The following is a 24,035-nucleotide window of genomic DNA, read 5'->3' on the forward strand; positions in this document are numbered from 1 at the left end:
CCGTAGGGACTCCGGGCACAACAGCATTCACCGTGAAACTTTGGGTGACCGTCGGTGCTGATAAATAACTGCCGTTACCTGCCTGATTGGCTACGACGCCTGTAGGGCCATCAGCAACTGTTGCAATTGCATATACTGTTGGAACAAGCATAAGTTGTATGAGCATAACAAACGCGAGAATGCAAGAAGCTAAACGTGTGTAACTAAACATAGTATTCCTCCATTGTAGTTAAGTTTTGCGACCTTATTATTGAATATATTAGGGTGATTTCTGAATATAAACTATTCCTTTATTAATGATGAAATGACAGAGTTCTACACCTTAACTCTTTGCTGTACCAGTAAGCATGATACGGTTAAGAGTAACGGCTGTAGAAATAGTTGTTCCATCCAAGAAGGTCCATAAATCTGTGCAGGAAATACAATCGAGGCAGGATACCCTTCGGCAATCTTCTCTTTTGCATATTTAATGGAAGGCGCAATATACGGTCCCCAACCCTTTGGATCAGCCTGGAAGGATTCTGTTCGGAGGGTGGTATTGCCTGAATCTCCGAAATAGCTTGTACCACCTACAAAGATAAGACGCTTCAAACGTTGTGGATCAATCGCTTCAAAAAGGCGCTTCGTTAATTCTAAATGCCCATCTGCATAAGAAAGTGCTACTTTCTTGGTTACCTTCTTTCCCCACGTTGGTGAAGCTGCTAAATGATTTACGGCATCCATATCATTTATCTTTTGTTGCCACCGTCCCAATATAACCTGTTCCACCTGTAATCAATATGTTCATAGTACCTTCCCTTTTTCGTCAATTTTATCTTTTAGATTGTAAAAGCTAACTCTAGTATTATAGAGAAAATGCGAATTACTGGATAGTTACTGTTGTCATCACTTTGTCATGTGACAAACTGGATTTTTATGTCATGGAATTCTGACTTATTTGAGCCCCATAGAATATTGTTCACTCTATAGAGTGAATAATAGCCTGTGGGGCTTATTGTTGACCTGTCTGAGAGATTTATGATTAATGTTCTTGGAATTATTGTCTTATTAGGTGTAAGCTATCTTATATCGCTTAATAAAAGGCAAGTGACGGTAAAGCCACTCATCATCTTGTTTGTCTTACAGTTAGTCACAACTTGGTTTATGTTATCCACCGATATTGGCGGTAACGTGATCACATGGATTTCTGATTTCTTCTTATGGTTAATACATAGTTCGATGTCTGGCATCAACTTCGTATTCGGAGATTTCGCACCTCTGGATGGTTCAACCTTTACCTTCTTTATGAATGTATTAATGCCGATCATATTTGTCGTGGTATTCTTCGATATCCTATCGTACTTTGGCATCTTGCCAGTCCTGATCAATGCGATTGGATGGGTATTTTCCAAAATCACGAGAATGCCCCGTTTTGAGAGCTTTTACGCTATACAAGTTATGTTTCTAGGGAATAATGAAGCATTGGCGGTAACCCGCGATCAATTGAATAAAATGAATGACAAACGGCTGTTAACCGTTGCGATGATTAGTATGTCTTGTGTTAGTGCGGGGATGCTCGGTGCATATCTGCAAATACTGGACGCCACCTATGTGTTGACGGCTATTCCGTTGAACGCCATCGGTGCATTAATTATTACTTCTATCATTAACCCCTATCTTGTGACCAAAGAAGAGGATATTGTATATTCACCAACGAAATCGGAAAAGGGTAATTTCTTTGATATGATTTCAAGAAGTATGATGACTGGTGGTAACCTAGCACTCATTATTGCCGTCATGATGATTGGATTTGTCTCCCTGATTGCAGCTGGGAACTCCTTCTTAGGACTGTTTAGTGATCAGCTGACGTTGGAGAATATCTTTGGAGTCATCTTTTCGCCAATCAGTTTCTTCATGGGTGTGGACTTTTCCCAGATCTTCACGGTGGGTCAATTAATGGGCGTGAAAATAGTTCTAAATGAGTTCGTGGCCATGTCCAATTTGAGTGAGATTCTTTCTACTTTAACACCGCATACCGAGGCTGTAATTACGACGTTCCTAGTTTCTTTCTGTAACTTTACGACCATCGGGATCATTCTTGGCAGCATGCAAGCATTATTCGGGGATCAGAAGTCTAAATATATTGCCAAATACACATGGTTGTTATTGTTAAGTGGACTTCTTGTTTCTACTTTAACGGCTATGGTTGTTGGGTTATTTGTTTGGTAATTTCTCAAAAATATAACATACCATTCGGGAGGCATAATGCTATGAAGAAACATGATGCACAGTACTATGTAACAAAGCTAGGATTAGATCCACATCCAGAGGGTGGGTATTATAAAAGAACATTGGAGTCGAGCGAGCAAATCTCCGATCAGGAATTAACCGTGGATTTTGAAGAGAAAAGAAAGCTTTATACGAGTATCTATTTCCTCTTAGGTTCTAATGACATCTCTCATTTCCATCGTTTGAAGTCTGATGAATTATGGTATTATCACGCGGGAAGTTCATTAACCGTCCATGTTATTGATGAGAATGGCGAATATACAGCACATCAATTAGGGTTAGATTTGGATAAAGGCGAGTCTCCGCAATTAAGAGTACCCAAGAACTCCATCTTTGGATCGTCCGTAATGGATAAGGACACCTTCTCATTAGTGGGTTGTATGGTCTCCCCTGGGTTCGAATTCCGAGACTTTGAGTTGTTTACCCAGGCCGAACTATTGGCTACCTATCCTCAACATAAAGATATCATTATGAAGTTAGCTTATGAGATTATTCCTATTTAATCTTACCGAATACACTTACCACAAAAATAAATAAAGACACCTTTCGTTGATAATGGGTAATAGTTACTTACCCATTGAACGTAGAGGTGTTTTTTTATCATTGATTCTATCCATTCAATACTTTTTTTCCGATCAATAGGACATATCTCGCAGTATATTTACCATTATTGAACTTCTATATGCGATGCCACCTGAAAATTTGACAACAAGAGATGTGAAATTATTAACAAAATGATCAATTCAAATTATCTCCGCCAGCTGTTCTATTAGCATTTTTTTCTAAAAATTCACTAAAATTATCTCCCCATTCACAGATGGATATTACTACAGGTTCGAGGAGACGACCCATTTCACTTAGTTGATACTCAACTTTAGGAGGTACAACAGGGTACACGAACCTTGTAATGATCTGATCATCTTCTAATTCTCTTAATTGTCTAATTAACATGCGTTGATTAACAGCGGGAAGTCTCTTTTGTATTTCACTTAACCTTAATTGAGACTCTTGGAGCAAACACCATATAATGGCTATTTTCCAACGTCCACCAATAACAGATAAAGCCAAATCCTTGCCAGTAAAGAAATCCTTTTCTTTATAATGAATCACCATATAATTTCATCCCTTTTATTATCATTATGTTTATAGTGACAAAAACGTCAGTATTGTACTTCGAATTATAATATGTAATTATGTGAAAAGTAAAGGTTATACAACACAGGAAAGAAGGGTTTTATTTGAAAAGTAAAGCAGCCGTTGCATTTAAACCGGGAGAACCACTTAAAATAGTAGAAATCGATGTAGAAGATCCAAAAGCAGGAGAGGTATTAGTAAAGATTCTGTACACTTCAGTCTGTCATACAGATGCTTATACATTATCAGGTGATGACCCAGAAGGCGTATTTCCTGCTGTATTAGGTCATGAAGGTGCTGGGGTTGTCGTCTCCATAGGTGATGGGGTTACCTCAGTAAAACCAGGAGACCATGTTATTCCGCTATACACACCGGAATGCGGAGAGTGTAAATTCTGTCGTTCTGGTAAAACAAACTTATGTAGTGCCATAAGAGAAACGCAAGGGAAAGGGCTAATGCCTGATGGAACGACTCGTTTTTCATATAATGGCGAGCCTATTTATCATTACATGGGAACAAGTACATTTAGCGAATACACAGTAGTTTCTGAAATCTCATTAGTAAAAGTTGAAGACAACAACGTACCGCTTGATAAAGTGTGTCTATTCGGATGTGGTGTAACTACTGGTATTGGTGCTGTTCATAACACAGCCAAAGTAGAAGAAGGTGCTGTGGCAGCCGTATTTGGATTGGGAGCAATTGGATTAGCTGTAATCCAAGGGTTGACTCAAGCCAAAGCAAGCCGAATTATTGCGGTTGATATGAATGATGATAAATTTGAATTAGCTAAGAAGATGGGCGCAACTGATTTTATTAATCCATCTAAATTTGATAAACCAATCCAAGAAGTTATCGTTGAAATGACGGATGGAGGAGTAGATTATAGCTTCGAGTGTATTGGGAATGTCGAAGTCATGAGATCTGCTCTTGAATGTTGTCATAAAGGTTGGGGAGAAAGTATTATTATCGGCGTAGCCGCTGGAGGGAAAGAGATTCATACTCGTCCATTCCAATTAGTAACCGGCAGAGTATGGCGTGGATCAGCTTTTGGCGGAGTTAAGGGTAGAACGGAATTGCCAGGAATGATTGAAGATTATATGAATGGTAAAATTGATTTAGATTCGTTTATTACACACCACTTAGACTTTATGGATATCAATAAGGCATTTGATTTACTTCATAAAGGTGAGTCAATCCGTACAATTCTAACATATGGGGAGTGAGATAATGAGTCTTAAACGCATTGATCAACAACGCTCCTTTGATGGAGAACAATGTAGGTATAGCCATTATTCAGAAGTCTTACAATGTGATATGACATTTAGTATTTACCTTCCATCAAATAAAGAGAACCACCCAATCCCACTTATTTGGTGGCTATCCGGATTAACTTGTACAGATGAGAATTTCAGTCAAAAAAGTGGGTTTCAAAGATTGGCTGAAAAATATCAAGTGGCCGTCATCATTCCAGATACTTCACCTCGTGGAGAGGATGTTGCCGATGCTGTGGCATGGGACCTTGGACAAGGTGCAGGCTTCTATATAAATGCTACACAAGATCCTTGGGCCAAACATTATAAAATGTATACGTATATCACAGATGAATTAACAGGCATTGCATCCACTTTAGTGCCTCATTTCTCAGGAAGAGAAAGTATCATGGGCCACTCCATGGGAGGCCATGGTGCTTTAGTGATTGGTATAAAGAATGCCTCAAGATTCAAAGCTATTTCTGCCTTTTCACCGATTTTAAGTCCTAGTCAAGTACCATGGGGAATGAAAGCTTTCTCATCTTATTTAGGTGAAGATAAGGCTTCTTGGAAAGAATGGGATGCTTCAGAACTTGTCAAAGAAGCTAATATGCCACCTGTTTTCATTACGCAAGGAGATCAGGATCAATTTTATCCAGAACAATTGGAAGAGACTACTTTCATAGAGAATGCTCGGGGAAATAATCAAGCTGTACACTACAAGAAAATTGAAGGTTATGATCATAGCTATTTCTTTGTTGCTACTTTCTTAGATGACCATTTTTCTTTCCATATAAAGCACTTAAGATGATTATCCTTTTACAATAAATTATGGAATGGACAATATCCTCACTGTATCTAGATGTAGAAATTGTTCATTAGTTTATATGGATGTGTTAAAAATTTATTATTTACAACAAGAAGTGATGTACACACTAGCAAGTTATTTAGGAGGTATAGATTCTATGTATATACAAAAAATGTTAGTGCATGACCTTGTTAAACCATACTTATTCAAAGCGCGATATGGGATTGAAAAAGAGGGCCATCGTGTTGACTTATCAGGCAATTTAGCTCATACAGATCATCCTAATAGTATTTCAAAAAGAGATCAACACCCATATATTCAGCGAGATTTCTCAGAAACACAGATGGAATTAATCACACCTGTTACGGAGTCTCTACAGGAACTCTTTAATTACTTAGCAGCTATCCATGATGTTGCTTATCTTTCTATGGGTGCTAATGAAATGCTGTGGCCATTAAGCATGCCACCAGAGTTACCTGAAAAAGAAGAAAATATTGTAATTGCGAAATTGAATAATAGTGAAAATATTCGATATCGGCAGTCTTTATCCGATTCCTATGGTCGTCGCAAACAAATGATCAGTGGTATTCATTTCAACTTTGAATTCGGTGATGAGTTAATGCAAGCGTTGTTCAACTTACAATCGGAAATGAAAGATTATCGACATTTCAAAACAGAGATTTATCTAAAAATCACAAGAAACTATTTACACTATCGCTGGTTAGTAACTTATTTTTATGGAGCTTCCCCTAGTAGTGAAGGTAATTTCTTTGATGAGGTTTCTTTGAAAGAGCCCGTAAGAAGTATTAGAAACAGTAAATATGGTTATACCAACGCTGCTGATGTTAAAGTGTCATATAGCAGTATACAGAACTATATATCAGACCTTTCCTCGATGGTTAAAAAAGGGCTTTTATTTGAAGAAAAAGAATTTTACGCATCTATCCGCTTAAGAGGTGGACATCATGTTTCCGATTTAGAAGAACACGGTGTTAGTTATGTTGAATTGAGAAATATAGATTTGAATCCTTTTGAAACGAATGGAATTAGCTATGAACAAGCAGAATTTTTACATCTTCTTTTAATTTATTTGCTATGGAAAGACGAAGGTAATCATCATGATGAGTGGGTGGACAAGGGTAACTTCTATAATGATACAGTTGCTCTTGAGCATCCCTTAGAACGTACACAATTTGAATTAGAAGCTAAGAACATTATTGATGAGATGGAACATTTAGTAGGAATCTTAGATTTGGCCATTTCGGATACGTTATTTGTTCATCTGAGAGACATGTTAAGTGATCCAAGTAAGACTTTAGCCGGAAGAATCTATAAAGAGAGTGAGAACAGCAGTCAAGCTCAAGTAGCTACGAGTATTGCTAGACAAAACTATAAGAAATCATGGGATAAGCCGTATCAGTTAACAGGATTTACTGATATGGAGTTGTCTACTCAGATTTTAATGTTTGATGCTATTCAACAAGGAATCCAGATAGAAATTCTGGACCGGCAAGATCAATTTTTGAAGCTTCAATTTAAAGATCATGTTGAATATGTGAAAAACGGTAATATGACAAGCAAAGATAGCTATGTATCCACTTTAGTTATGGAAAATAAAACGGTAACAAAGAAGATTCTTCATCAACATGGATTCCGTGTGCCGATGGGTGAAGAATTTAATGACATAGAACAAGCTTTAAGTTCCTATGCTAGATTCTCCACTAAACCATTTGTTGTGAAGCCAAAAACAACAAACTATGGATTAGGAATATCTATCTTTAAAGAAGGCGCAAATTTCGAAGATTATCAACAAGCTATTAGATTAGCATTTAAGGAAGATTCCTCTGTATTAATAGAAGAGTTCCTTCCTGGCACAGAGTATCGCTTTTTTGTGTTAAATGATCAAGTTCATGCTGTTCTATTACGAGTTCCTGCGAATGTGACAGGTGACGATAAACATACCATCGAAGAATTAGTCATTCAAAAGAATCGTGATCCGTTAAGAGGAAGTGACCATAGAACACCTTTGGAAAGTATACAATTGGGTGAACTGGAGAATCTTATGCTTAAAGGACAAGGATATCAAATGGATTCCATTCCAAAGAATGGTGAAATCGTATATCTACGTGAAAATTCTAATATTAGTACCGGTGGAGATTCTATTGATGTAACAGATCAGATTTCTGATGATTATAAAAAAATAGCGGTGGATGCGGTATCTGCACTTGGAGCTAAAATTAGTGGTATCGATTTGATTATTGAGGATACAGAAGTCCCTGCAACTAATCAAAAGGCTTACGGAATTATTGAAGCGAACTTTAATCCATCTATGTATATGCATATCTATCCATACAAAGGAAAATCTCGACGTTTGACTATGCATGTCATACAGTATTTATTCCCAGAACTATTACACAGTGGTACTAGGTCAATCAAGTAAATATCGATCTATTTTAAGTTTATTAGATGAAATGTTTAGAATCAACGCAAAAGGGCACCTAAAAGGTGTCCTTTAACTATTTCTCAGATAAGTAACGATGTGTCGTTGGTTGCCCGGCATACTCTAAAATCACATGAAAACAAGTTCCGCCATTTTCATTATCAGTAACAGCAAGCGTACCCTGATGCTTTTTGATAATGCTATCCACAATGGAAAGCCCTAAACCCGCTCCACCTATTTGACGGGAGCGCGATCTATCCACACGATAGAACGGCTCAAATATATTGGGTTTATTTTCTCCGGGAATACCGATGCCTGTATCTTTAATTATAATTGAGACCTGTTCCTCACTTAATTTATTTACAATAATCTCAAGCGTGCCGCCGTCAACATTGTACTTAATTCCGTTTTCAACAAGGTTGTAAAATGCACGATACAATAAGTCGGTATTTCCAGTAACCATACTATTATCACAATCTAAGATCAGCGCAACATTTTTGTCTTTAGCTATGTGAGAAAACTCAGCAATAATATCTTTGAAAATATCCTTTACGCAAATGCTGTCTTGCCCTGCTGTATCGTTCATATTCGTCATATCTAACAGGTTACTGACGAGTGCCCTCAAGCGTGTTGTTTGCTTTTCAATAACAGAAATAAAAGCATCATATTCCTCGCTCGAATGATCCTTCTTCTTCTTAAATACATCAACCTTTGTTTGTAACACAGCAAGAGGTGTTCTAAGTTCGTGAGCGGCACTTGCGGAGAATCTTCCTTGCATCATAAAGGCATTATCCAGCTTATCGGTCATTTCATTAAACGTTACCGTAAGCTCTGCAATTTCATCCTTTGTAGGCGGCACAAATAATGTTTCGGATAGATTATTCACATTTATGTTTTTCACTTGACCATTTAGCGTATTAAGAGGTTTTAATGCCTTTCCTGAAATATAGAAGGTTAAGAATCCCCCACCAACAATAACAACAATCATATAAATAATACTATCTATTCTAAAATCCATTCTTGCCTTTTGGGAATCATCAGAGGATACGGGAAAGGTTATGCTGCTTGTTGGTGAATAAGGTATTTCATTAACCCATCCATCTTCGCCGACTTCTTGTGCCGGTAATAGCAAGGTTGCATCAATCCTTGTAGCCATTGTCTCAGCAGATAAATTAAGTATTAGGGTAAGACCTACACAACAAACAGTTAAAAGTGCAACGGTCATAACAGTAAGACGCAGTCGAATTGACATTTTCTTAAGCATTATCATCACCTGCCTTATCAGACAACAAGTAGCCTTCGCCAATTTTGGTTCCAATAGGGTCATAGTTTAAAACAGCTTTCAATTTCTTACGGAGTGTCGCAACATGAACCCGAATAGCATTACTAAAGCTGTCCGCATTCTGATCCCAAACATGTTCAATCAATTCTTCTTGGCTAACCACTCTATCCTTGTTAAGTAAGAAATATTCAAATATTGCAAACTCTTTTTTGGTAAGTACTATTTCATCGTTATTAACAACTGCAACACGCTTTGATAAATCCACTTTAACTGCACCGCAGAAAAGCATATTACTCTCTTGCACAAATCTTCGTCTTAACAAATTTCGTATTCTTGCTTCCAACTCGGCAAAATCAAATGGTTTTGCCAAATAATCATTTGCACCTATGTCTAAACCCGTTACTTTGTCATGAACATTACTCCGTGCACTAAGAATAAGCACCTTTAATTCAGGCTTTTCATCTCGTATCTTAGCTAAGACCTCAAGTCCATCCATGATCGGAAGGTTTAAATCAAGTACAACTAAATCATAATTAACGTTATATAAAAGCTCGTAAGCAGCTTCACCGTTGTCACAGGTATCCACGGCATAACCATCTATTCTAAGCCCATCTGCGATCGCTTCTTGCAAATCAAGCTCGTCCTCTACAATAAGAATCCTCATACGCAAATCACCTCTTTTACTATTGTACCTAAGTATAGGTTAAATCTATATTAAGCGTTTGACACAAACAAAGAAAACCACTTAACAGGGATTTAACATCATTTGTTATACGATGTCTACATTATGTTTTGAAACATCAAAATATATATTTCAAAAAAATAACATAACAAATGGAGAGTAAATAAATGTTTGAAATTAAAAATGTATCCAAACAGTATAACGGAGAATTCGCTTTGAATAATGTTTCCTGTACCATTGGAAAAGGACTAAGTTTCATAGTCGGTGCTTCCGGCAGCGGTAAATCAACGCTTTTGAAAATTATCAGCGGTATGGAGCAAGATTTTGACGGCGAGGCTTACTATTGCGGTAAGAGCATTAAAGAATTAACCTCCAAAGAAAAAAGCTATTATTACAACAATGTATTCGGATTTGTTTGGCAAGATTTCAATTTACTCGAGGACTTATCGGTCTTAGACAATGTCTTGTTACCACAGTATTTAAAAAATAATAAAAATCTAAAGTACGCTAATATGATTTTAAAAGATCTCGAAATCTTTGATCTTGCACATCAAAAGGTGAAATATCTTTCGGGCGGTCAGAAGCAACGCGTTGCCATCGCAAGAGAGCTTATAAAAAATCCAAAGGTGATTATTGCTGACGAGCCAACAAGTGCCCTAGATGAAAAAACGGCAAAAACAACAATGGATATTCTGAAAGCTATTTCTAAAAACAGGACAGTTATAGTAGTAACCCACGATACCAATTTAATGGATGATAAATCTAACATTATACACTTGGATAAGGGTGAATTAATTGTAGCACCCGAAGAAACTGTAATAAAAACAGAAAACCTGAAACACGATCAACATCACCGCTTATCTATTAAAAATGCTTTTGAACTCACTAAATCGAATATTAAAAGTAAATTTGGGCGGTTTGTAGTATCAACCCTTGCTCTAATGGTTGCAGGAGTATTATGTCTTACCACTGTAAGTGGGGCAATCGGAGGTAGTAGTCAAGGTGAGTTTGATACACTGATTGATACTTATGGTGATGGACTTAAAGATATTAGCATCGTAGGTAGTTTTATGAGTGCAGCAGGATCAAGCAGTCATGAAGAGGAACAACCGAACGCTAATGTAACACAAGATATTGGTGGTTTGTATGACAAATATGTAGATGATGAACGTATTGATTTTTCTACTTTTTTACAAGCATTTAATGATATTATCGTTACTGTTAACGACAAGGAATATAACATACAAAGTACAGGTAATACCCCTGTAATCAATAAGCTGGTAACAGGAACAATGCCCACAGGCACAGATAACGAGGTTGTCATTCCAGTAAATTTGGTTAAGACATTGGGATTGTCAAATGAACAAGCCATAGGGACAGAAATTGACTTTAGCAGTTCTATTTACAATTGGGACACCGGTGAGCCTATTTTAAAAGTTGCAGCTATTACCGCAACCATTGTCGGTGTTGCAGACACTACTGCGTATTATCAACATGAAGATAACATGAAAAATTATAGCGTTGATGACTCCTTCTTCTTCAGCAAAACCGCACTTGACGACTTGAGAAGACAAGCCAATATTACAAATAACAATATGAACTTTCTTATTCGAGCAAAGACGCCAGCTGATATGATTACGATTAAAGGCGAGCTTAACGAACTAGGAATTGTACCTCTTGGCAGATTTGAACTTGTTGAGGATCTAGTTAGATTAAATGAGCAAACAACGAAACAGTCAGGCTCTGCAAGTGTGATCATAGGCGTTTTGTCTGTCTTTATGGTCATTGCTATTTTCCTTATCACAGGTCTGATGAGAAAAAGGGAATTTGCAATTTATAAAGTTAGCGGCTTTAGTAATGCTCATTTGAGTCTGTTTAACTTAACAGAGATGATAACAGGAACCCTTACAGCCATACTGTTAATGCTTGTTACATCACCTCTTATCAATCTTGCTACCATAGGTCTGTTCGACAGCAGCATTCTTAATTCAAAGATGTTGTTTATGGGAGTTCTGTTAATTTCCTTAATGGCCTTAGTGGCTTACTTAACAACTATTATTACCATTATAAAGACCAATATAAGCACAGCTTTGAAGACAGGTGACCGATAATGATTCAGATAAATAACCTTATAAAAAACTATGAGAATTCACTTGTTTTTGATGATACAAGCTATACTTTTCCAAGCAACGGACTTATTTGTCTTGTAGGTGCGTCGGGCTCTGGAAAAAGCACTCTACTTAACATGATAGCAGGCTTTGACAGCCTATACAGCGGTGATATTACAGTTTGGGGTACTTCTATAAGCGAAATGAGCGCTGAAGAATTGTGTGCGTATCGTAGAGAGCATATCGGATTTATCTTTCAAAATTACCATCTTCTAAGAGGATATACCGTACTGGACAATATTTTGTTAGCTTGTAAATTAAATACTTCAAGTGATGAGGTAAATAGGAATAACGCTTTAGAACTGTTAGATAAAATGGGATTATCCCAAAAAACGAATGAAAAAATCGAAAATCTCTCGGGCGGTCAAAAGCAAAGAGCTGCTATTGCAAGAGCTTTAATCTCTAATCCTCGTATTATTTTAGCGGATGAGCCCACAGGAGCATTAGACCGTAGCAACTCCAATGACATTATGAATCTTCTAAAGGATATTTCACAAGACCGCTTGGTTATTCTGATTACTCATGATCAAAATATTTGTAGCTATGCAGATGATGTCATTCATATCGAGAATGGAAAAATAACTACAGAAGAAATCGACACGCAAACAGATCATTACACTGGTGATCATAAACTAAGCTTGAGTAAGGCTAACAAATTACCTGCCTTCAAGCTAGGTCTCAAGAACTTCAATGTTCATATCACACGCTATATTGCAGTCAGTCTGGCAATTTCCATCGGTATTCTTGCATTTATATTGTCTTTATCTTCAGGCAATATTATGGATAAGTCTATTTCGGATTTTAAAGATAAAAACACCGCCTTTAACAACGGTTATATCAAAGGTGAAGATGACGGTACTGTTTATCAAATGCTGCGTTCGGATGAGCGTATCGACAATGTTTATTATCAATACAAATTAGCGGATGTCACTATCAAGTTGGGTGATAAAACCGAAACGATGGCAGAAAAATACCCCATGCCAAAGGCGACGGAGAATATGTCATACGGTACTATGCCAACAGTAGGTAACATGGAGATGGCACTTAGTCCGAGTCTTGCTAAAAAGTTTGAAAGTGATATTCATAACTTGATTGGTAAAGAACTTATTCTAAAATATGGCGACAATGAATACACGCTTGCGATAAGCGGTATTTATAATGCAGGCTATGATGATTTTTTTGTAAGTTCGGATATTGAACAGGAACTTTATAATGATCTGGTGAGTGAAAAAGGCTATTCTATTAGTTACGATGTAACAGACTTTGAAGATATTGTTCCAGTGAGTCAAATGCTTGCTGACAAAAAAATCGATAGTAAGACTTCAGCCAAAGAAGTAGGCGCTTTACAAAGTACGTTCAACAGTCTTAGCAGCTTGTTCTTGATCGTTTCTTTTCTAATTCTGGCAATGGGTTTGTTTATCAGTACAATACTACTTATTAAACTTCAAAATTCAAGATACAAGGAATTAGGGTTACTGTCCGCTCTAGGATTTAATAAAGGAACCATTCAAAAAATGATTGTCAGCGAAAATCTGCTATTATCGGTCATGTCCGCTATCTGTAATGCTGTCCTCGTGGGCTGTTCTTATGTAATCAGTATGATCTTTAATGTAGCAATTATAATTACCCCATTACAAATCTTACTATCCATACTTTCCGCAGGCGTTATTGTCATTCTAATAAGCATCATAGCCAGCTACAAATTAATCCGTACAGAGCCTGCTGTAGCTTTGAGAAAGTAATGTATGACCAGCTCACGGGGAAGCCCAGAGCTGGTATTTAGAATATCGGCCTAAGTACATCGTAGAGAATAAGAACAATTATAGTCATGGGTACCTATCGTAACGCAGTCAGAAAGCTATAGGCATATTTTTTGGGGGGGAGCCGTAGTCAAACCGAACAAAAGTCCCACTGCCGCCATACTGAGCGCCCTAAAGTCAAGGTGCAATCTGGGATTAGAATAATCATAAGCGTGTGATTCACTTGATGAAGCCATCTCATTCTGTGAGGAAAGGTTAATTACATCGGTAAGCCTCCGTTTCTTATATGCCATTCCACTTCTCACAACTTAAACTATTATTATCTGATTTTCAGTAAAATTTTGTATTTCACCAGGCTAGTATGCTAATTCATAATTATTCTATAGTAGTCATAACATTCTTCAGGACTTATTTACTGTATCCTTTGGGCTTTCTCCCTCTCATAAAAAATCAGTGCAAATCTTTCCCTACTTGCTTCTACTCATGAATACCTAAATAATTAGAAGTATTGATAGCGAGAGAAGGGAAGATCTGATCCCATGAACATTCTAATCGTTGAGGATGACCCACACATTACACAACTACTGCTCGCCTGTATTCAGGATGTGGACAGCTCTATCCGCGTGATATCTGCCGTACAGTCAGGACAAGCCTTAAGCATTGCCCAACAAGAAGTCATAGACCTATTCATACTGGATATTCAATTAACAGATTATAAAGGAACCAAGCTGGCTCATCAACTGCGCGCTATGGATCAATATAGCTACACGCCCATTTTCTTTGCAACGGCGCTGGCCAACGAGGAGCTAACGGCTTTTCGGGAAATTAAATGCTATAGCTTTCTCATCAAGCCTTTTACGAAGGAAGAGGTTATAAGCGTGCTCCAGGAGACGATTCGTTATAGTCAGCATCTTTCTCTTGAGCAGAAGAAAACGTTGCGCATTGAGCAAAAGAGCCATATATTCGAATACGAACTGAACCAAATACTCTATGTGGAGTCTTTTGGCAAAAGTCTGGAGCTCCATCTGAGTACGGATGGAGCCCAGGTGAGGTCTGATCGGATTTCAGGATTATCGTTACGCAAAATGTCCGAACTACTGGATGACCCTTCCTTTATCCAATGTCATAAAAGCTATATCATCAATACATCCTATATTACGAAAATCGACAAATCTAAAGGTTTTGTGGAATTGACAAACATACCTCAGTCCATCCCCATTGGAGCTAAATATAAGAACCTCTTATTAAATAGAGGTGGCGAATGATTTATTTTCAAGTTTTACTCGACTCATTCATCATGCTTTTTCTCTGTTATACATTGACAGGTCATCCCATCCGGATGGAGAAAAGTATCATCCAATGGTTTATAGCGTTCCATGGACTATGTTTATTACTTCGACTCCGCTTTACAAGTAAATCTAATATTATTGCTGGTCTCGAAATGAACAACTTTGATTTACTGCCTGTTGATAATCCCGTTATGCTGCTCGTATTATTGCTGTGTGTCCTCATTCTGAACAGCTTATTCATTCGTCCGATCTCCAATATGAAAGTCGTCGTGGTTACGCTGCTAAGTTTCCTGATCTGGATTCTGCTTCGTACCTTCAGTATAGCTGGCGTAGGACTGTTTCTCGAGAGCAGCATGACCGCATTTTCCTATTTTCATCGTTTCCTGACCTTGATCTTCGCTATCGTATTGTATGATGTACTGGTGATTAGACGCGGTAACACCTTTCTTGCTGATTATAGCGGGATATTCACAAAAGTGATGTTAATCCAGTCTTCTCTAGCCGTGCTTGCAATCACGGTGTATTCGAACTTTGAGACTACCTTTGTGTTAGAGAACCTTTGGTTTGTTCTTATTGTATTCTCGCTTGTGATCAGCATGAATATCTGGATCATTTACGAACACAATAAAAGGACACGTCAGGAAAATAGGTTCTCCGCCATCGAGCAATACCTTCCCGTGATTGATGAACTGGTCTCTGAGGTGCAGGCAAGGCAACATGAATTCCACAATAAGCTGCTTGCGATTCACAGTATTGTTGAAACATCCGTCCCTCTTGCTCAGGCGCAGGCCCTAATATCAGCGTACACCAAGGACGTGATGATGCAAATGGATGTTCGCGAAATCCTGCAGATGGACAGCAAGGTCATCGGCGGCTTTCTATGTACGAAATCAAAAATCGCGGAACTGAAAGAGAAATACTTCAAAAGAGGTTGATCTATCATCTGAGTATCTTTATTATTGTTCTACACCATTTTCAAATGATACAATTCTACCGAGGTCAAGAAGACAACTTATTGTATAGATCATTGTAAGCTAGTACTTTCATGCTACAATCAACGGTCTTATTCATTTAGTTGGAACCGCTATTGTCACTTAGAAAAAGGATTGGTATAGTATAGAAAACCTTGAATTAAAGGGCACTGCTTCGCTAGCATCGCTAGAGACAACCCCGCTACTTGTAGCGGGGTTGTCTCTTTATTTTCTATGGAAAGGTGGAGATTTTAATGATGAGTCCCAAGGAGACAAGAGCTATCCTTACCAAAGAAGACCTTATCGACAAGTTCAAAGAATGTGGACTTAGGGAGGGACAGACCTTAATGGTTCATACTTCGTTAAGCAAGATTGGGTTCGTTGTAGGTGGAGCCGAGACGTTTATTCGAGCACTTCTTGAAATTGTCGGGGTAGAAGGAACCTTGATCATGCCATCACAAACCTGGAAGAACCTTGACCCTTCTACAGGTGTGCACTGGGAGGAGCCCTCTGAGTGGTGGCCTACCATTAGACAACACTGGCCTGCTTATGATAAAGAGGTTACCCCAGCAATAGGTATGGGCGTCGTAGCTGAGATGTTTCGCAAGTGGCCTGGAGCCACGAGGTCCGATCATCCTGCGCGTTCTATAGTGGCAGTGGGCAAGCATGCATCATACATCACAGAAGATCATGATCTAAGCAACATCTTTGGAGAAGGATCCCCGTTAGATAAGCTGTACCAGCTGAATGGTTATGTACTTTTGGTTGGCGTAGGCTACGACAAGAATACGTCACTACACTTAGCGGAGACTAGGGCGAATCTCCCTGACAAGGAGTTCTCTGAGGAAAGCAGCGCCATGATGATGAATGGCCAGCGCGAATGGGTTACTTACAAGACCCAAACTGTAAATGACGAGGATTTTATTACGTTGGGACAGAAATACGATAACGAGTGTAACGTCAAGATTCATAAGGTAGGTAACGCCGATGTTCGCTTCTTGGAACAACGACCTTTGGTAGACTGGGCTACGGCATGGATGGAACACAATAGGGTGGCCCGTTAATCGCTTTAATCTTCTTAGCATGTTGTAAGGTGATAAACAGATGGAGTGACTAACGTTCACTCTAAAGGTGAAAATTACGAGGGAGCCTGCCCCTGCAGGCTCCCTTGATGCTGCTCTTATGGATCTTTATTATCATAATCATTTTATTTTGGTAAATTTCATCTAGACTCATTAAGTTCCTTTACTACTATTATCTTTTTACTAAACTGATATGATACAGTAACATTTTCTATAATCGCAGTATCCTCGTATGCAAGGGAACCCTCAAACTCTAAAGTATCATTGTCACTCCACACGATATTATTTACGTAGCTATAATTCTCATGATCTGTGCGAATCCATGTATCTAATTCTTGTTGTGCACCATGCTTGACCCTTGCCGATTCTACTAATTCTGGACTTGTCATCCTCTCTTCAACATTAATTATTTCAACGAATTCACTTTTATTAGAGCATGTTACAATCGCAACTAACTTCTTATCTGGTGAAGGAATGATCTTTGTAATATACATAGATGGTGTAGAAAGACTTAAATACGGTTCAAGCACATTGTCTTTTATTCTCCACAGTACATTTTGACTTCCATAATCCGAATAATTGTTAAACAAAGTAAATATCATACTTCCGTCTGCTAACTTAACAATATAAGGGCTCTCATACTTTTTTGACAAAATATCAATAGCGAAAGTAGACGCATCGGCGATTTTCTCATTGTCACTTTCCAAAAATGGCTGAATTTCTTTTAAAGCCTTTTGCCTCAAATTTTGATCATTAAAGCTTTCTACTAGCCTGTTAATAGCAATATATACATACTCATTATTATCACTCTTTAAAGCCTGTAGAAATTTCCGCGCATCATATGGAGTAACAGGTTGTAACTCCATGCCTTCAGGTGTTAAATAACGTATATAAGGTTCTGCATTTTGATTCTTGATATATTCTGTTGCTAATAATGCTGTAGAGGTTGAACTATATAGGATAAGACACGCAATCATAGCAGCCCAACCTTTGGAAATGCCCTTTTTCCTTTTCTCTATTCCACTATGCCCGGCGCCATCAATTAAGTCTTCATCAATTAATCCGATCTCCCGATATAACTCTTCTGGTTTCATATATTAACCCCCTCTTTGTGTAGATGATCTCTCAGTTTGTTTCTTGTTCGAAATAATGTGGATTTCACTTTACTACTACTCATATTAAACCTCATAGAAAGATTCTCTATTGAATCTGAGTACCAATACCTCCTAATAAATAGGTCTCTTGCTTGCTCATCTATACCATATAGAAATTGGTTGATTATGTTTGCGATCTCCCCTGATTCATATTCTGTTTCTACAGTAGTAGGGGAAGCTAAACATCCTTCTAATTCAGTTAGAATGACTTCAAACTCACGATTACGCCTTTTCGCTGTATTATAACCATATTTATCAAGTGCAATATTACGTGTAATCCTCCCTATAAATACTGAGAGCTTCCTAGGTATATTAGGCGGTATTGCATGCCACGCTGCCAAGTATGTATCGTTCTCACACTCTTCAATATCTAAATTATTGGAAAGTATGTTTCTTGCAATAGCTTTGCAGTAGGCCCCATATTTATTCTTAGTCTCTAAAAGGGCTTGCTGCGAACGCTGTAAGTATAGGTGCACTATTCCTTGGTCTTCCATACGATTTCCTCCTCCCGCAAATCTTGTCCCTACACCATATAACTGCTTAATTATTGTACTCTTAACTATATAGTAGAAAGTTATTAGAATTGGTTGCACTTAAGCCATCATTTTTTTTGAAAACACAACCCCCCCGTATAAGGGGTAACTCACGCCTAAATATTATGTTAATTACATTGCTGTTAATCCACCATCAATGACAAATTCAGAACCTGTTGAATAACTTGATTCGTCAGATGCAAGGAATAGTACAAGACTTGATACCTCTTCAGATTTAGCTAATCTGCGAAGCGGAATATGTTTAGAGAATTCCTTAACTGAATTGGCCACATCACTTTGTGTAACCCTTGTTGTTTCAATGACACCTGGATGTACCGAGTTTACTCGGATACCAAGCGGTGCTAATTGAAGAGCTGCTGCTTTGGTCATTCCACGAACCGCGAATTTCATATCCGTATAACCAATTGCCCCACCAACTAGTCCGTTCATGGATGAGATATTTATGATTGACCCATTTCCTGTCTTCTCCATGCAAGGAGCCGTTGCCTTTATTCCAAGGAAAACAGAAACCTGATTGATATTAACTATTTTTCGATAATCTGCCTCTGACATGTCAGCAATCGATTTGCTCATCGTAATACCTGCATTGTTCACTAACACGTTAACAGGACCAAACGCCTTATCTGTTTCTGCCACAACGAAATCCAAGTCAGCTGCATTTGTTACATCTTGTTTTACGAACTTCACATTTGCGCACATGGGATTCTCCCATACCTCGTGCTCCACCTGTAATGATGATTACCTTATTTGCTAAACGTTCCATTTGAAGGACTTCTTTTATTTTAAATACTTAATACCTTTAAATTATACTACAAGGAATTTGATCATATAATATCGAGGTTTATACTGACTGATCAAGGTATATCAGAGAACTCTTTGTATCGTTAAGTATCATCTCTTTTGTAAACCTTCCAATACTTCATCTGGCACTTCACTGACTTTAATCTCCTCGTTAAGAATTAGTAGCCAATTTGTTATTTCGGCATTCAATGAATAATCTACTAACAAGTGAATGTGTCATTGTCGCTTTCCACTCAGCAATCTCAAACTGGTTATCTAATCAATCTCCAGACCGTATTGTCCATTTATTTTCATCTTGGCCCACGAACTCCAACATAGCGTTCCCTCGCTACCAGTTCTGGTCGAGAGGTCTCGAACACGAAAATTCCACAACCTCATACGGCTGTGGAATTAGATTTATTGTCTGACTTACACTGGGAATCAGTGATCTTTTATTTCATTACTATCGTTAAAGCACTCTTTGCCTCTAATTCACAGCTTAGAATATCTAGATTGTGCTGTTTCAACACAACATTCTCTGGCTGCTCACTATCATTAAATAAAACTACAACAGTCGACCCATCCGTATTCTTATAAGCTACTGAACGAATTAAGTCATTGCTAGTGGAATCAATCCGTACAGCCTTTGGACGTATATATTTGCTGAAATGGGCTAACGCATAATAATCTAACGTATAAGTAAGTTTCTTCGTTTGTTGTTCGACTGTGACAATCCCACGACAAGTACTTTGACCAAATCCCGGTACAGTAGGGCCATTATCCTCATCTAACGCCATATTCCACAACACAAAGGATTTACTATTATTCCTAAGAATTTCAATGCCTGTTCTCATTACGTTCGAGAAGGCCGGTTCAAAGGCAGGAATCCACTCCCCACCTGATCCCTCCGTGAAATGCACTTCTTTATTTGGAAAAGCCTTTTGAACCTCACTTTGCGCTGTTGGATTTCCACCATACCAGTGCCATGCAACTCCATCTACGGCTTCATTCGCCTCTGTCAGCACGGATAATGGATAGTCAGGACGATCCCAGTTGTGATCATAGCAGAGAATTTTAGTATCTATGTTATTTTTCACAAAAGTCGGTTTTAAATAATTTTTAATGAAATCACTTTGTGCCTCCGCTGGCATTAACATGCCAGGATAATGAGGTGGCACAAATAGAGCTTCATTCTGTGGTGTTACAGCATAAGTAGGTAACCCATGAGCTACATAAGCTTGAATATAACGAACGAAGTAGTCCGCATACACTTGATAATATTCCCTTTTCAACTCTCCACCAATCATAGATCCACTCGTTTTCATCCAACCTGGGGCACTCCAAGGCGAAGCCATTAACTTCATTTCAGGATTCAATCTCACAGCCTCTTGTAAAAGAGGAATAATATCCGCTTCATCATGTGAAATCGAAAAATGGCTTAATTCCATATCAGTCTCATTCACAGGTACATCGTCATAGCTATATATTTCTCGAGCATAATCTGATGCTCCCATTGGGTTCCTTAACACAGATAGACCAATTCCCGCTTGGGGATCAAATAATTGCTTCAATAATTCTATTCTCTGTTCCTCATCCAACACTTGATGGATTAAGTATGCAGAGGAATCGGTAAAAGATGCCCCAAAGCCATCCATCTCCTGATAGATTTGATTGTCATCAATTGTCACAGTAGTTATTGCGCCATTTGAAGAAGCAGGTTTTAACTGTTGTGGAGATTTGTTTACAAATAATTCATTTTCTCCATTGGATTGATAAATACTTAGCTCTAGCATATGGTTTCCCTCCAAGTTTCTATCTTTAAATTACTTTATTCCTAACTTTTCCTTATTCAGTTTCATTTTTTCATTACGAATCTCATTTATCTTATCCCAATTATTCTGATCTAAGAATGATGTATAGTCAGCTAACGTGTTTTCGAATTCTTGGTCATCCTTAGACCGAATCAAACTTACTAACGTCGTGTTCCAATTGATATTAATGGCGCTTAACGCACGCGCTTCTGGAGATCCTGAGTCCGGATTAATGTTCTCTAGAATAAAGTGTGGCTTCATCTTACCTTGTCCCCATTCTTGCATTTGTCTGATAGCTTCTGGGAATGAGTCATTACTCAGAGCTTTATAGCGATCGTGACCAAAGAACATAAACTCACCCATCCGGTAGTCCTTTTTAAATTTATCTGCATCGTTTAATTGAAGGTCTTTCACATCAGGTAAGAATTCATACTTACCATCTCCTATCGCTTGATAGGACTCACCTTCAACCCCATAATTCATTAACATTTGTCCTTCTTCACTTAATAGATACGTGAAAATTTGGATTGCCTTAGCAGGATCTTTGGTGTTTTTCGTAATGTAGCTAATCATCCATCCTGTAATGCCTGATTGATTTAATACAGGTTGATTACCCACCGTACTTTGAGGCCCATCAATAGCAATGTATTTCTTGTCTGGATTTGCACTCATATAGATTTGGAGATTTCCTCCTTGCTGTGGTGTCCCATCTAACAATATTGTTGCGTATTTTCCTGCTTTAACCTTTTCTTCGAATGCTGTGCCGTCATCTGCGAAACTATCATCGCTAATAGCTGAATTTCTATAGACATCATTTAAAGTTTTTACCCATGTTAGATAGTCTTTATCTAAATTACGATTATAGAATCCACCCTCTGCTGTTTCCAACGGTACTCCAATGAAATCTTGTAGGACATCACCTAATGAACCTGTACCTTCTCCAATAGAGTTAAAACCAAAAGGAATAAGTTCTGGAAATCTCTCTTTAATTTGTCCCATGACACTTTTGAATTCTTCTGGCGTTCCCATGCTTGGTTTGCCAATCGCCTCATATACATCTTGACGAATAATAAAGGCTGTTTTAGCTGGAATATCCCCACTATCATAGTCAGCTTGGGTATTAGAGTAGTTAGGATAGCCATAGGTCTTGCCATCTTTTAATTGGAACCAATTGACTGTATCTTGAGCTGCAACTTCATTGAAGTAAGGATCATACTTCTCTGCAAGATCATTTAATGGCAGCGCCCAAGTGTCAGCCTTTTGCACAACTGGAGAGTTTGAATCAAAGATTGTTACTAGATCAGGCATATCTCCACCGGCAAAGAACGTATTTAGTTTCGTATCGTCACCTGTAAGAAATTTAATATTAATGTTCAAATCTTCTTTAATTTTCTTTGTCACTAGATCTTTACCGAAATCGGTGTTCCACCAATCAGCGTTCACATACCAGGTTAGCTCTGTCATTTCTTCTTTCTTGTCCAGCTTCCAAGCGGGGGTCTCTTTATCTAGCGTGTAGCGGTCTTCAATGGATATCCAGTTTTCCTTTTTAGCAGTGCGCTTTGTATTACTGCTTGACCCACAACCACTAACAATTAGAACGACAGCCATCAAAGCAACACATAGTTGAATCCCCTTATTTCTAATCCCTTTGTTCTTCGTATACATACTATACCCCTCCTTATAATTGAAACACTTTAACACATTAAATTAGACTTATTCTTTAACTGCACCCACCGTCATACCTGAAATAAAGTACTTTTGCAAAATAGGATATATTATAATAATTGGTAATGTCGTAATTACAATGGTTGCCAGCTGGACTCCTTTCGTCGTAGTCTCGATAACGACAGACCCTCCGATATTTTGCATAGATTGCGTCTGTGACTGAAGGATAATTTCGTATAGCTTCATCTGCAAAGGATAGAGAAACTTATCGGTGATATATAATTTAGTTGTCATGAAATCATTCCATTGTCCAACCCCATTAAATAATGCGATCGTAGCCATAGCTGGCATGGAAAGAGGTACAAATATCCTCAGAAAAATACGCCAATCACCAGCGCCATCAATCTTAGCTGATTCTTCAAGTGAAGTAGGTACATTTCTAAAGAAATTCATTAAAATGACAACATCATAAAAGCTCAACATAGCTGGAATAATATAAACCCAGAAGCTGTTTAATAGACCCAGTGATTTAATCAATAAATACGTTGGAATCATTCCGCCTGAGAAAAACATAGTGATAATCCCCATCGTTACATAGAGCTTACGACCACGTAAGTTTCCTTTGCTTAAACTATAAGCAACCATGGCACAGAAGAATACATGCGTTGCAACTCCAATAACTGTCTTGGAAACGGAAATCACAAATGCCTGCAACATCGTTGTATCTTTAAGAACAGCACGGTAATTCTCTAAAGAGAACTCCTTAGGCCAGAATATAAACCCACCTTCTGCAAGTGACTTGCCCGAACTAAAGGATGAAACAACAACGTTCCACAGCGGAACAACAATAATAATCGTGAAAATAAACAATAAAGTTATATTAACTACATCAAAAATTCGACTGTCTAAATCTTGTTTTACTACCTTTTGATTCACA

The 24,035-nt window shown here is 38.1% G+C and carries 20 protein-coding genes and 1 pseudogene; 10 read left to right on the forward strand and 11 right to left on the reverse strand.

Annotated elements, in window-relative coordinates:
* Together ACH8E3_RS08775 and ACH8E3_RS08780 are read right to left on the reverse strand one after the other, a co-directional pair.
* The coding region (locus ACH8E3_RS08775) for a hypothetical protein (RefSeq protein ID WP_458632250.1) at nt 1–211 on the reverse strand (211 nt) is incomplete at its 3' end.
* A 104-nt stretch (nt 212–315) separates the two neighbouring features.
* Entirely contained in the window at nt 316–753 is a 438-nt protein-coding gene (locus tag ACH8E3_RS08780; protein ID WP_458632251.1) for an NAD-dependent epimerase/dehydratase family protein, read from the reverse strand.
* A gap of 264 nt (nt 754–1,017) precedes the next feature.
* Between ACH8E3_RS08780 and ACH8E3_RS08785 the strand changes: the two genes are divergently transcribed.
* Both ACH8E3_RS08785 and ACH8E3_RS08790 read left to right on the forward strand, forming a co-directional pair.
* Nucleotides 1,018–2,208: a NupC/NupG family nucleoside CNT transporter gene (locus ACH8E3_RS08785; protein WP_458632252.1), complete on the forward strand. Its 1,191-nt coding sequence runs from the start codon at nt 1,018–1,020 to the stop codon at nt 2,206–2,208.
* A gap of 41 nt (nt 2,209–2,249) precedes the next feature.
* Entirely contained in the window at nt 2,250–2,771 is a 522-nt protein-coding gene (locus ACH8E3_RS08790) for a cupin domain-containing protein (protein ID WP_458632253.1), read from the forward strand.
* A gap of 235 nt (nt 2,772–3,006) precedes the next feature.
* Here the strand turns inward: ACH8E3_RS08790 and ACH8E3_RS08795 are convergent, their stop codons facing one another.
* Nucleotides 3,007–3,381 carry a winged helix-turn-helix transcriptional regulator gene (locus ACH8E3_RS08795; RefSeq protein WP_458632254.1) on the reverse strand — a complete coding sequence of 125 codons (375 nt, stop codon included), beginning with the start codon at nt 3,379–3,381 and terminating at the stop codon, nt 3,007–3,009.
* Between the two features lie 125 nt (nt 3,382–3,506).
* Between ACH8E3_RS08795 and ACH8E3_RS08800 the strand changes: the two genes are divergently transcribed.
* The 3 genes from ACH8E3_RS08800 to gshAB all read left to right on the forward strand — a co-directional run bounded on the left by ACH8E3_RS08800 (nt 3,507) and on the right by gshAB (nt 7,900).
* A complete protein-coding gene (locus tag ACH8E3_RS08800; RefSeq protein ID WP_458632255.1) occupies nt 3,507–4,625 on the forward strand; it encodes an S-(hydroxymethyl)glutathione dehydrogenase/class III alcohol dehydrogenase in 1,119 nt (372 codons plus the stop codon).
* A 4-nt stretch (nt 4,626–4,629) separates the two neighbouring features.
* Nucleotides 4,630–5,463: an S-formylglutathione hydrolase gene (gene fghA, locus ACH8E3_RS08805; RefSeq protein WP_458632256.1), complete on the forward strand. Its 834-nt coding sequence runs from the start codon at nt 4,630–4,632 to the stop codon at nt 5,461–5,463.
* 154 nt (nt 5,464–5,617) lie between these two features.
* A complete protein-coding gene (gshAB, locus tag ACH8E3_RS08810; protein ID WP_458632257.1) occupies nt 5,618–7,900 on the forward strand; it encodes a bifunctional glutamate--cysteine ligase GshA/glutathione synthetase GshB in 2,283 nt (760 codons plus the stop codon).
* A 76-nt stretch (nt 7,901–7,976) separates the two neighbouring features.
* On the opposite strand, the gene ACH8E3_RS08815 is transcribed toward gshAB, so the two are convergent.
* Together ACH8E3_RS08815 and ACH8E3_RS08820 are read right to left on the reverse strand one after the other, a co-directional pair.
* Nucleotides 7,977–9,164 (reverse strand): sensor histidine kinase, encoded by a 1,188-nt coding sequence (locus tag ACH8E3_RS08815; RefSeq protein ID WP_458632258.1) that lies wholly within the window; start codon nt 9,162–9,164, stop codon nt 7,977–7,979.
* Nucleotides 9,157–9,846 carry a response regulator transcription factor gene (locus tag ACH8E3_RS08820; RefSeq protein ID WP_458632259.1) on the reverse strand — a complete coding sequence of 230 codons (690 nt, stop codon included), beginning with the start codon at nt 9,844–9,846 and terminating at the stop codon, nt 9,157–9,159. Before ACH8E3_RS08820 ends, ACH8E3_RS08815 begins: the two co-directional genes overlap by 8 nt.
* A 185-nt stretch (nt 9,847–10,031) precedes the next feature.
* Here ACH8E3_RS08820 and ACH8E3_RS08825 point away from each other — a divergent pair, with 185 nt between their 5' ends.
* The 5 genes from ACH8E3_RS08825 (at nt 10,032) to ACH8E3_RS08845 (ending at nt 17,116) form a co-directional block, all read left to right on the forward strand.
* The gene (locus ACH8E3_RS08825) at nt 10,032–11,975 is read left to right on the forward strand and encodes an ABC transporter ATP-binding protein/permease (RefSeq protein ID WP_458632260.1); all 1,944 of its coding nucleotides are present in this window, start codon (nt 10,032–10,034) and stop codon (nt 11,973–11,975) included.
* Nucleotides 11,975–13,774 (forward strand): ABC transporter ATP-binding protein/permease, encoded by a 1,800-nt coding sequence (locus tag ACH8E3_RS08830; protein ID WP_458632261.1) that lies wholly within the window; start codon nt 11,975–11,977, stop codon nt 13,772–13,774. The genes ACH8E3_RS08825 and ACH8E3_RS08830 overlap by 1 nt, the downstream gene beginning before the upstream one ends.
* Before the next feature lie 557 nt (nt 13,775–14,331).
* Complete coding sequence (locus tag ACH8E3_RS08835) at nt 14,332–15,057, forward strand: LytR/AlgR family response regulator transcription factor (protein WP_458632262.1); 726 nt, start codon at nt 14,332–14,334, stop codon at nt 15,055–15,057.
* A gap of 74 nt (nt 15,058–15,131) precedes the next feature.
* Nucleotides 15,132–16,016 carry a hypothetical protein gene (locus ACH8E3_RS08840; protein WP_458632263.1) on the forward strand — a complete coding sequence of 295 codons (885 nt, stop codon included), beginning with the start codon at nt 15,132–15,134 and terminating at the stop codon, nt 16,014–16,016.
* A 290-nt stretch (nt 16,017–16,306) separates the two neighbouring features.
* Nucleotides 16,307–17,116: an AAC(3) family N-acetyltransferase gene (locus tag ACH8E3_RS08845; RefSeq protein WP_458632264.1), complete on the forward strand. Its 810-nt coding sequence runs from the start codon at nt 16,307–16,309 to the stop codon at nt 17,114–17,116.
* Between the two features lie 158 nt (nt 17,117–17,274).
* On the opposite strand, the gene ACH8E3_RS08850 is transcribed toward ACH8E3_RS08845, so the two are convergent.
* The 6 genes and pseudogenes from ACH8E3_RS08850 to ACH8E3_RS08875 all read right to left on the reverse strand — a co-directional run bounded on the left by ACH8E3_RS08850 (nt 17,275) and on the right by ACH8E3_RS08875 (nt 24,034).
* Entirely contained in the window at nt 17,275–18,228 is a 954-nt protein-coding gene (locus ACH8E3_RS08850; protein ID WP_458632265.1) for a hypothetical protein, read from the reverse strand.
* Nucleotides 18,225–18,782, reverse strand: a complete 558-nt coding sequence (locus ACH8E3_RS08855; RefSeq protein ID WP_458632266.1) for an RNA polymerase sigma factor — start codon at nt 18,780–18,782, stop codon at nt 18,225–18,227. The genes ACH8E3_RS08850 and ACH8E3_RS08855 overlap by 4 nt, the downstream gene beginning before the upstream one ends.
* Nucleotides 18,783–18,953: 171 nt before the next feature.
* Nucleotides 18,954–19,605, reverse strand: a pseudogene (locus tag ACH8E3_RS08860) (SDR family NAD(P)-dependent oxidoreductase).
* A 469-nt stretch (nt 19,606–20,074) separates the two neighbouring features.
* On the reverse strand, nt 20,075–21,415 hold the full coding sequence (locus ACH8E3_RS08865) for a glycoside hydrolase family 30 protein (protein WP_458632267.1): 1,341 nt from the start codon (nt 21,413–21,415) through the stop codon (nt 20,075–20,077).
* 30 nt (nt 21,416–21,445) lie between these two features.
* Nucleotides 21,446–23,098, reverse strand: coding sequence for a type 2 periplasmic-binding domain-containing protein (locus tag ACH8E3_RS08870; protein WP_458632268.1), 1,653 nt, complete (start codon nt 23,096–23,098; stop codon nt 21,446–21,448).
* Between the two features lie 48 nt (nt 23,099–23,146).
* Nucleotides 23,147–24,034 (reverse strand): carbohydrate ABC transporter permease, encoded by an 888-nt coding sequence (locus tag ACH8E3_RS08875; RefSeq protein ID WP_458632269.1) that lies wholly within the window; start codon nt 24,032–24,034, stop codon nt 23,147–23,149.
* Between the last annotated feature and the right edge of the window lies 1 nt (nt 24,035).

This window comes from Paenibacillus sp. CMAA1364, from assembly GCF_054373195.1.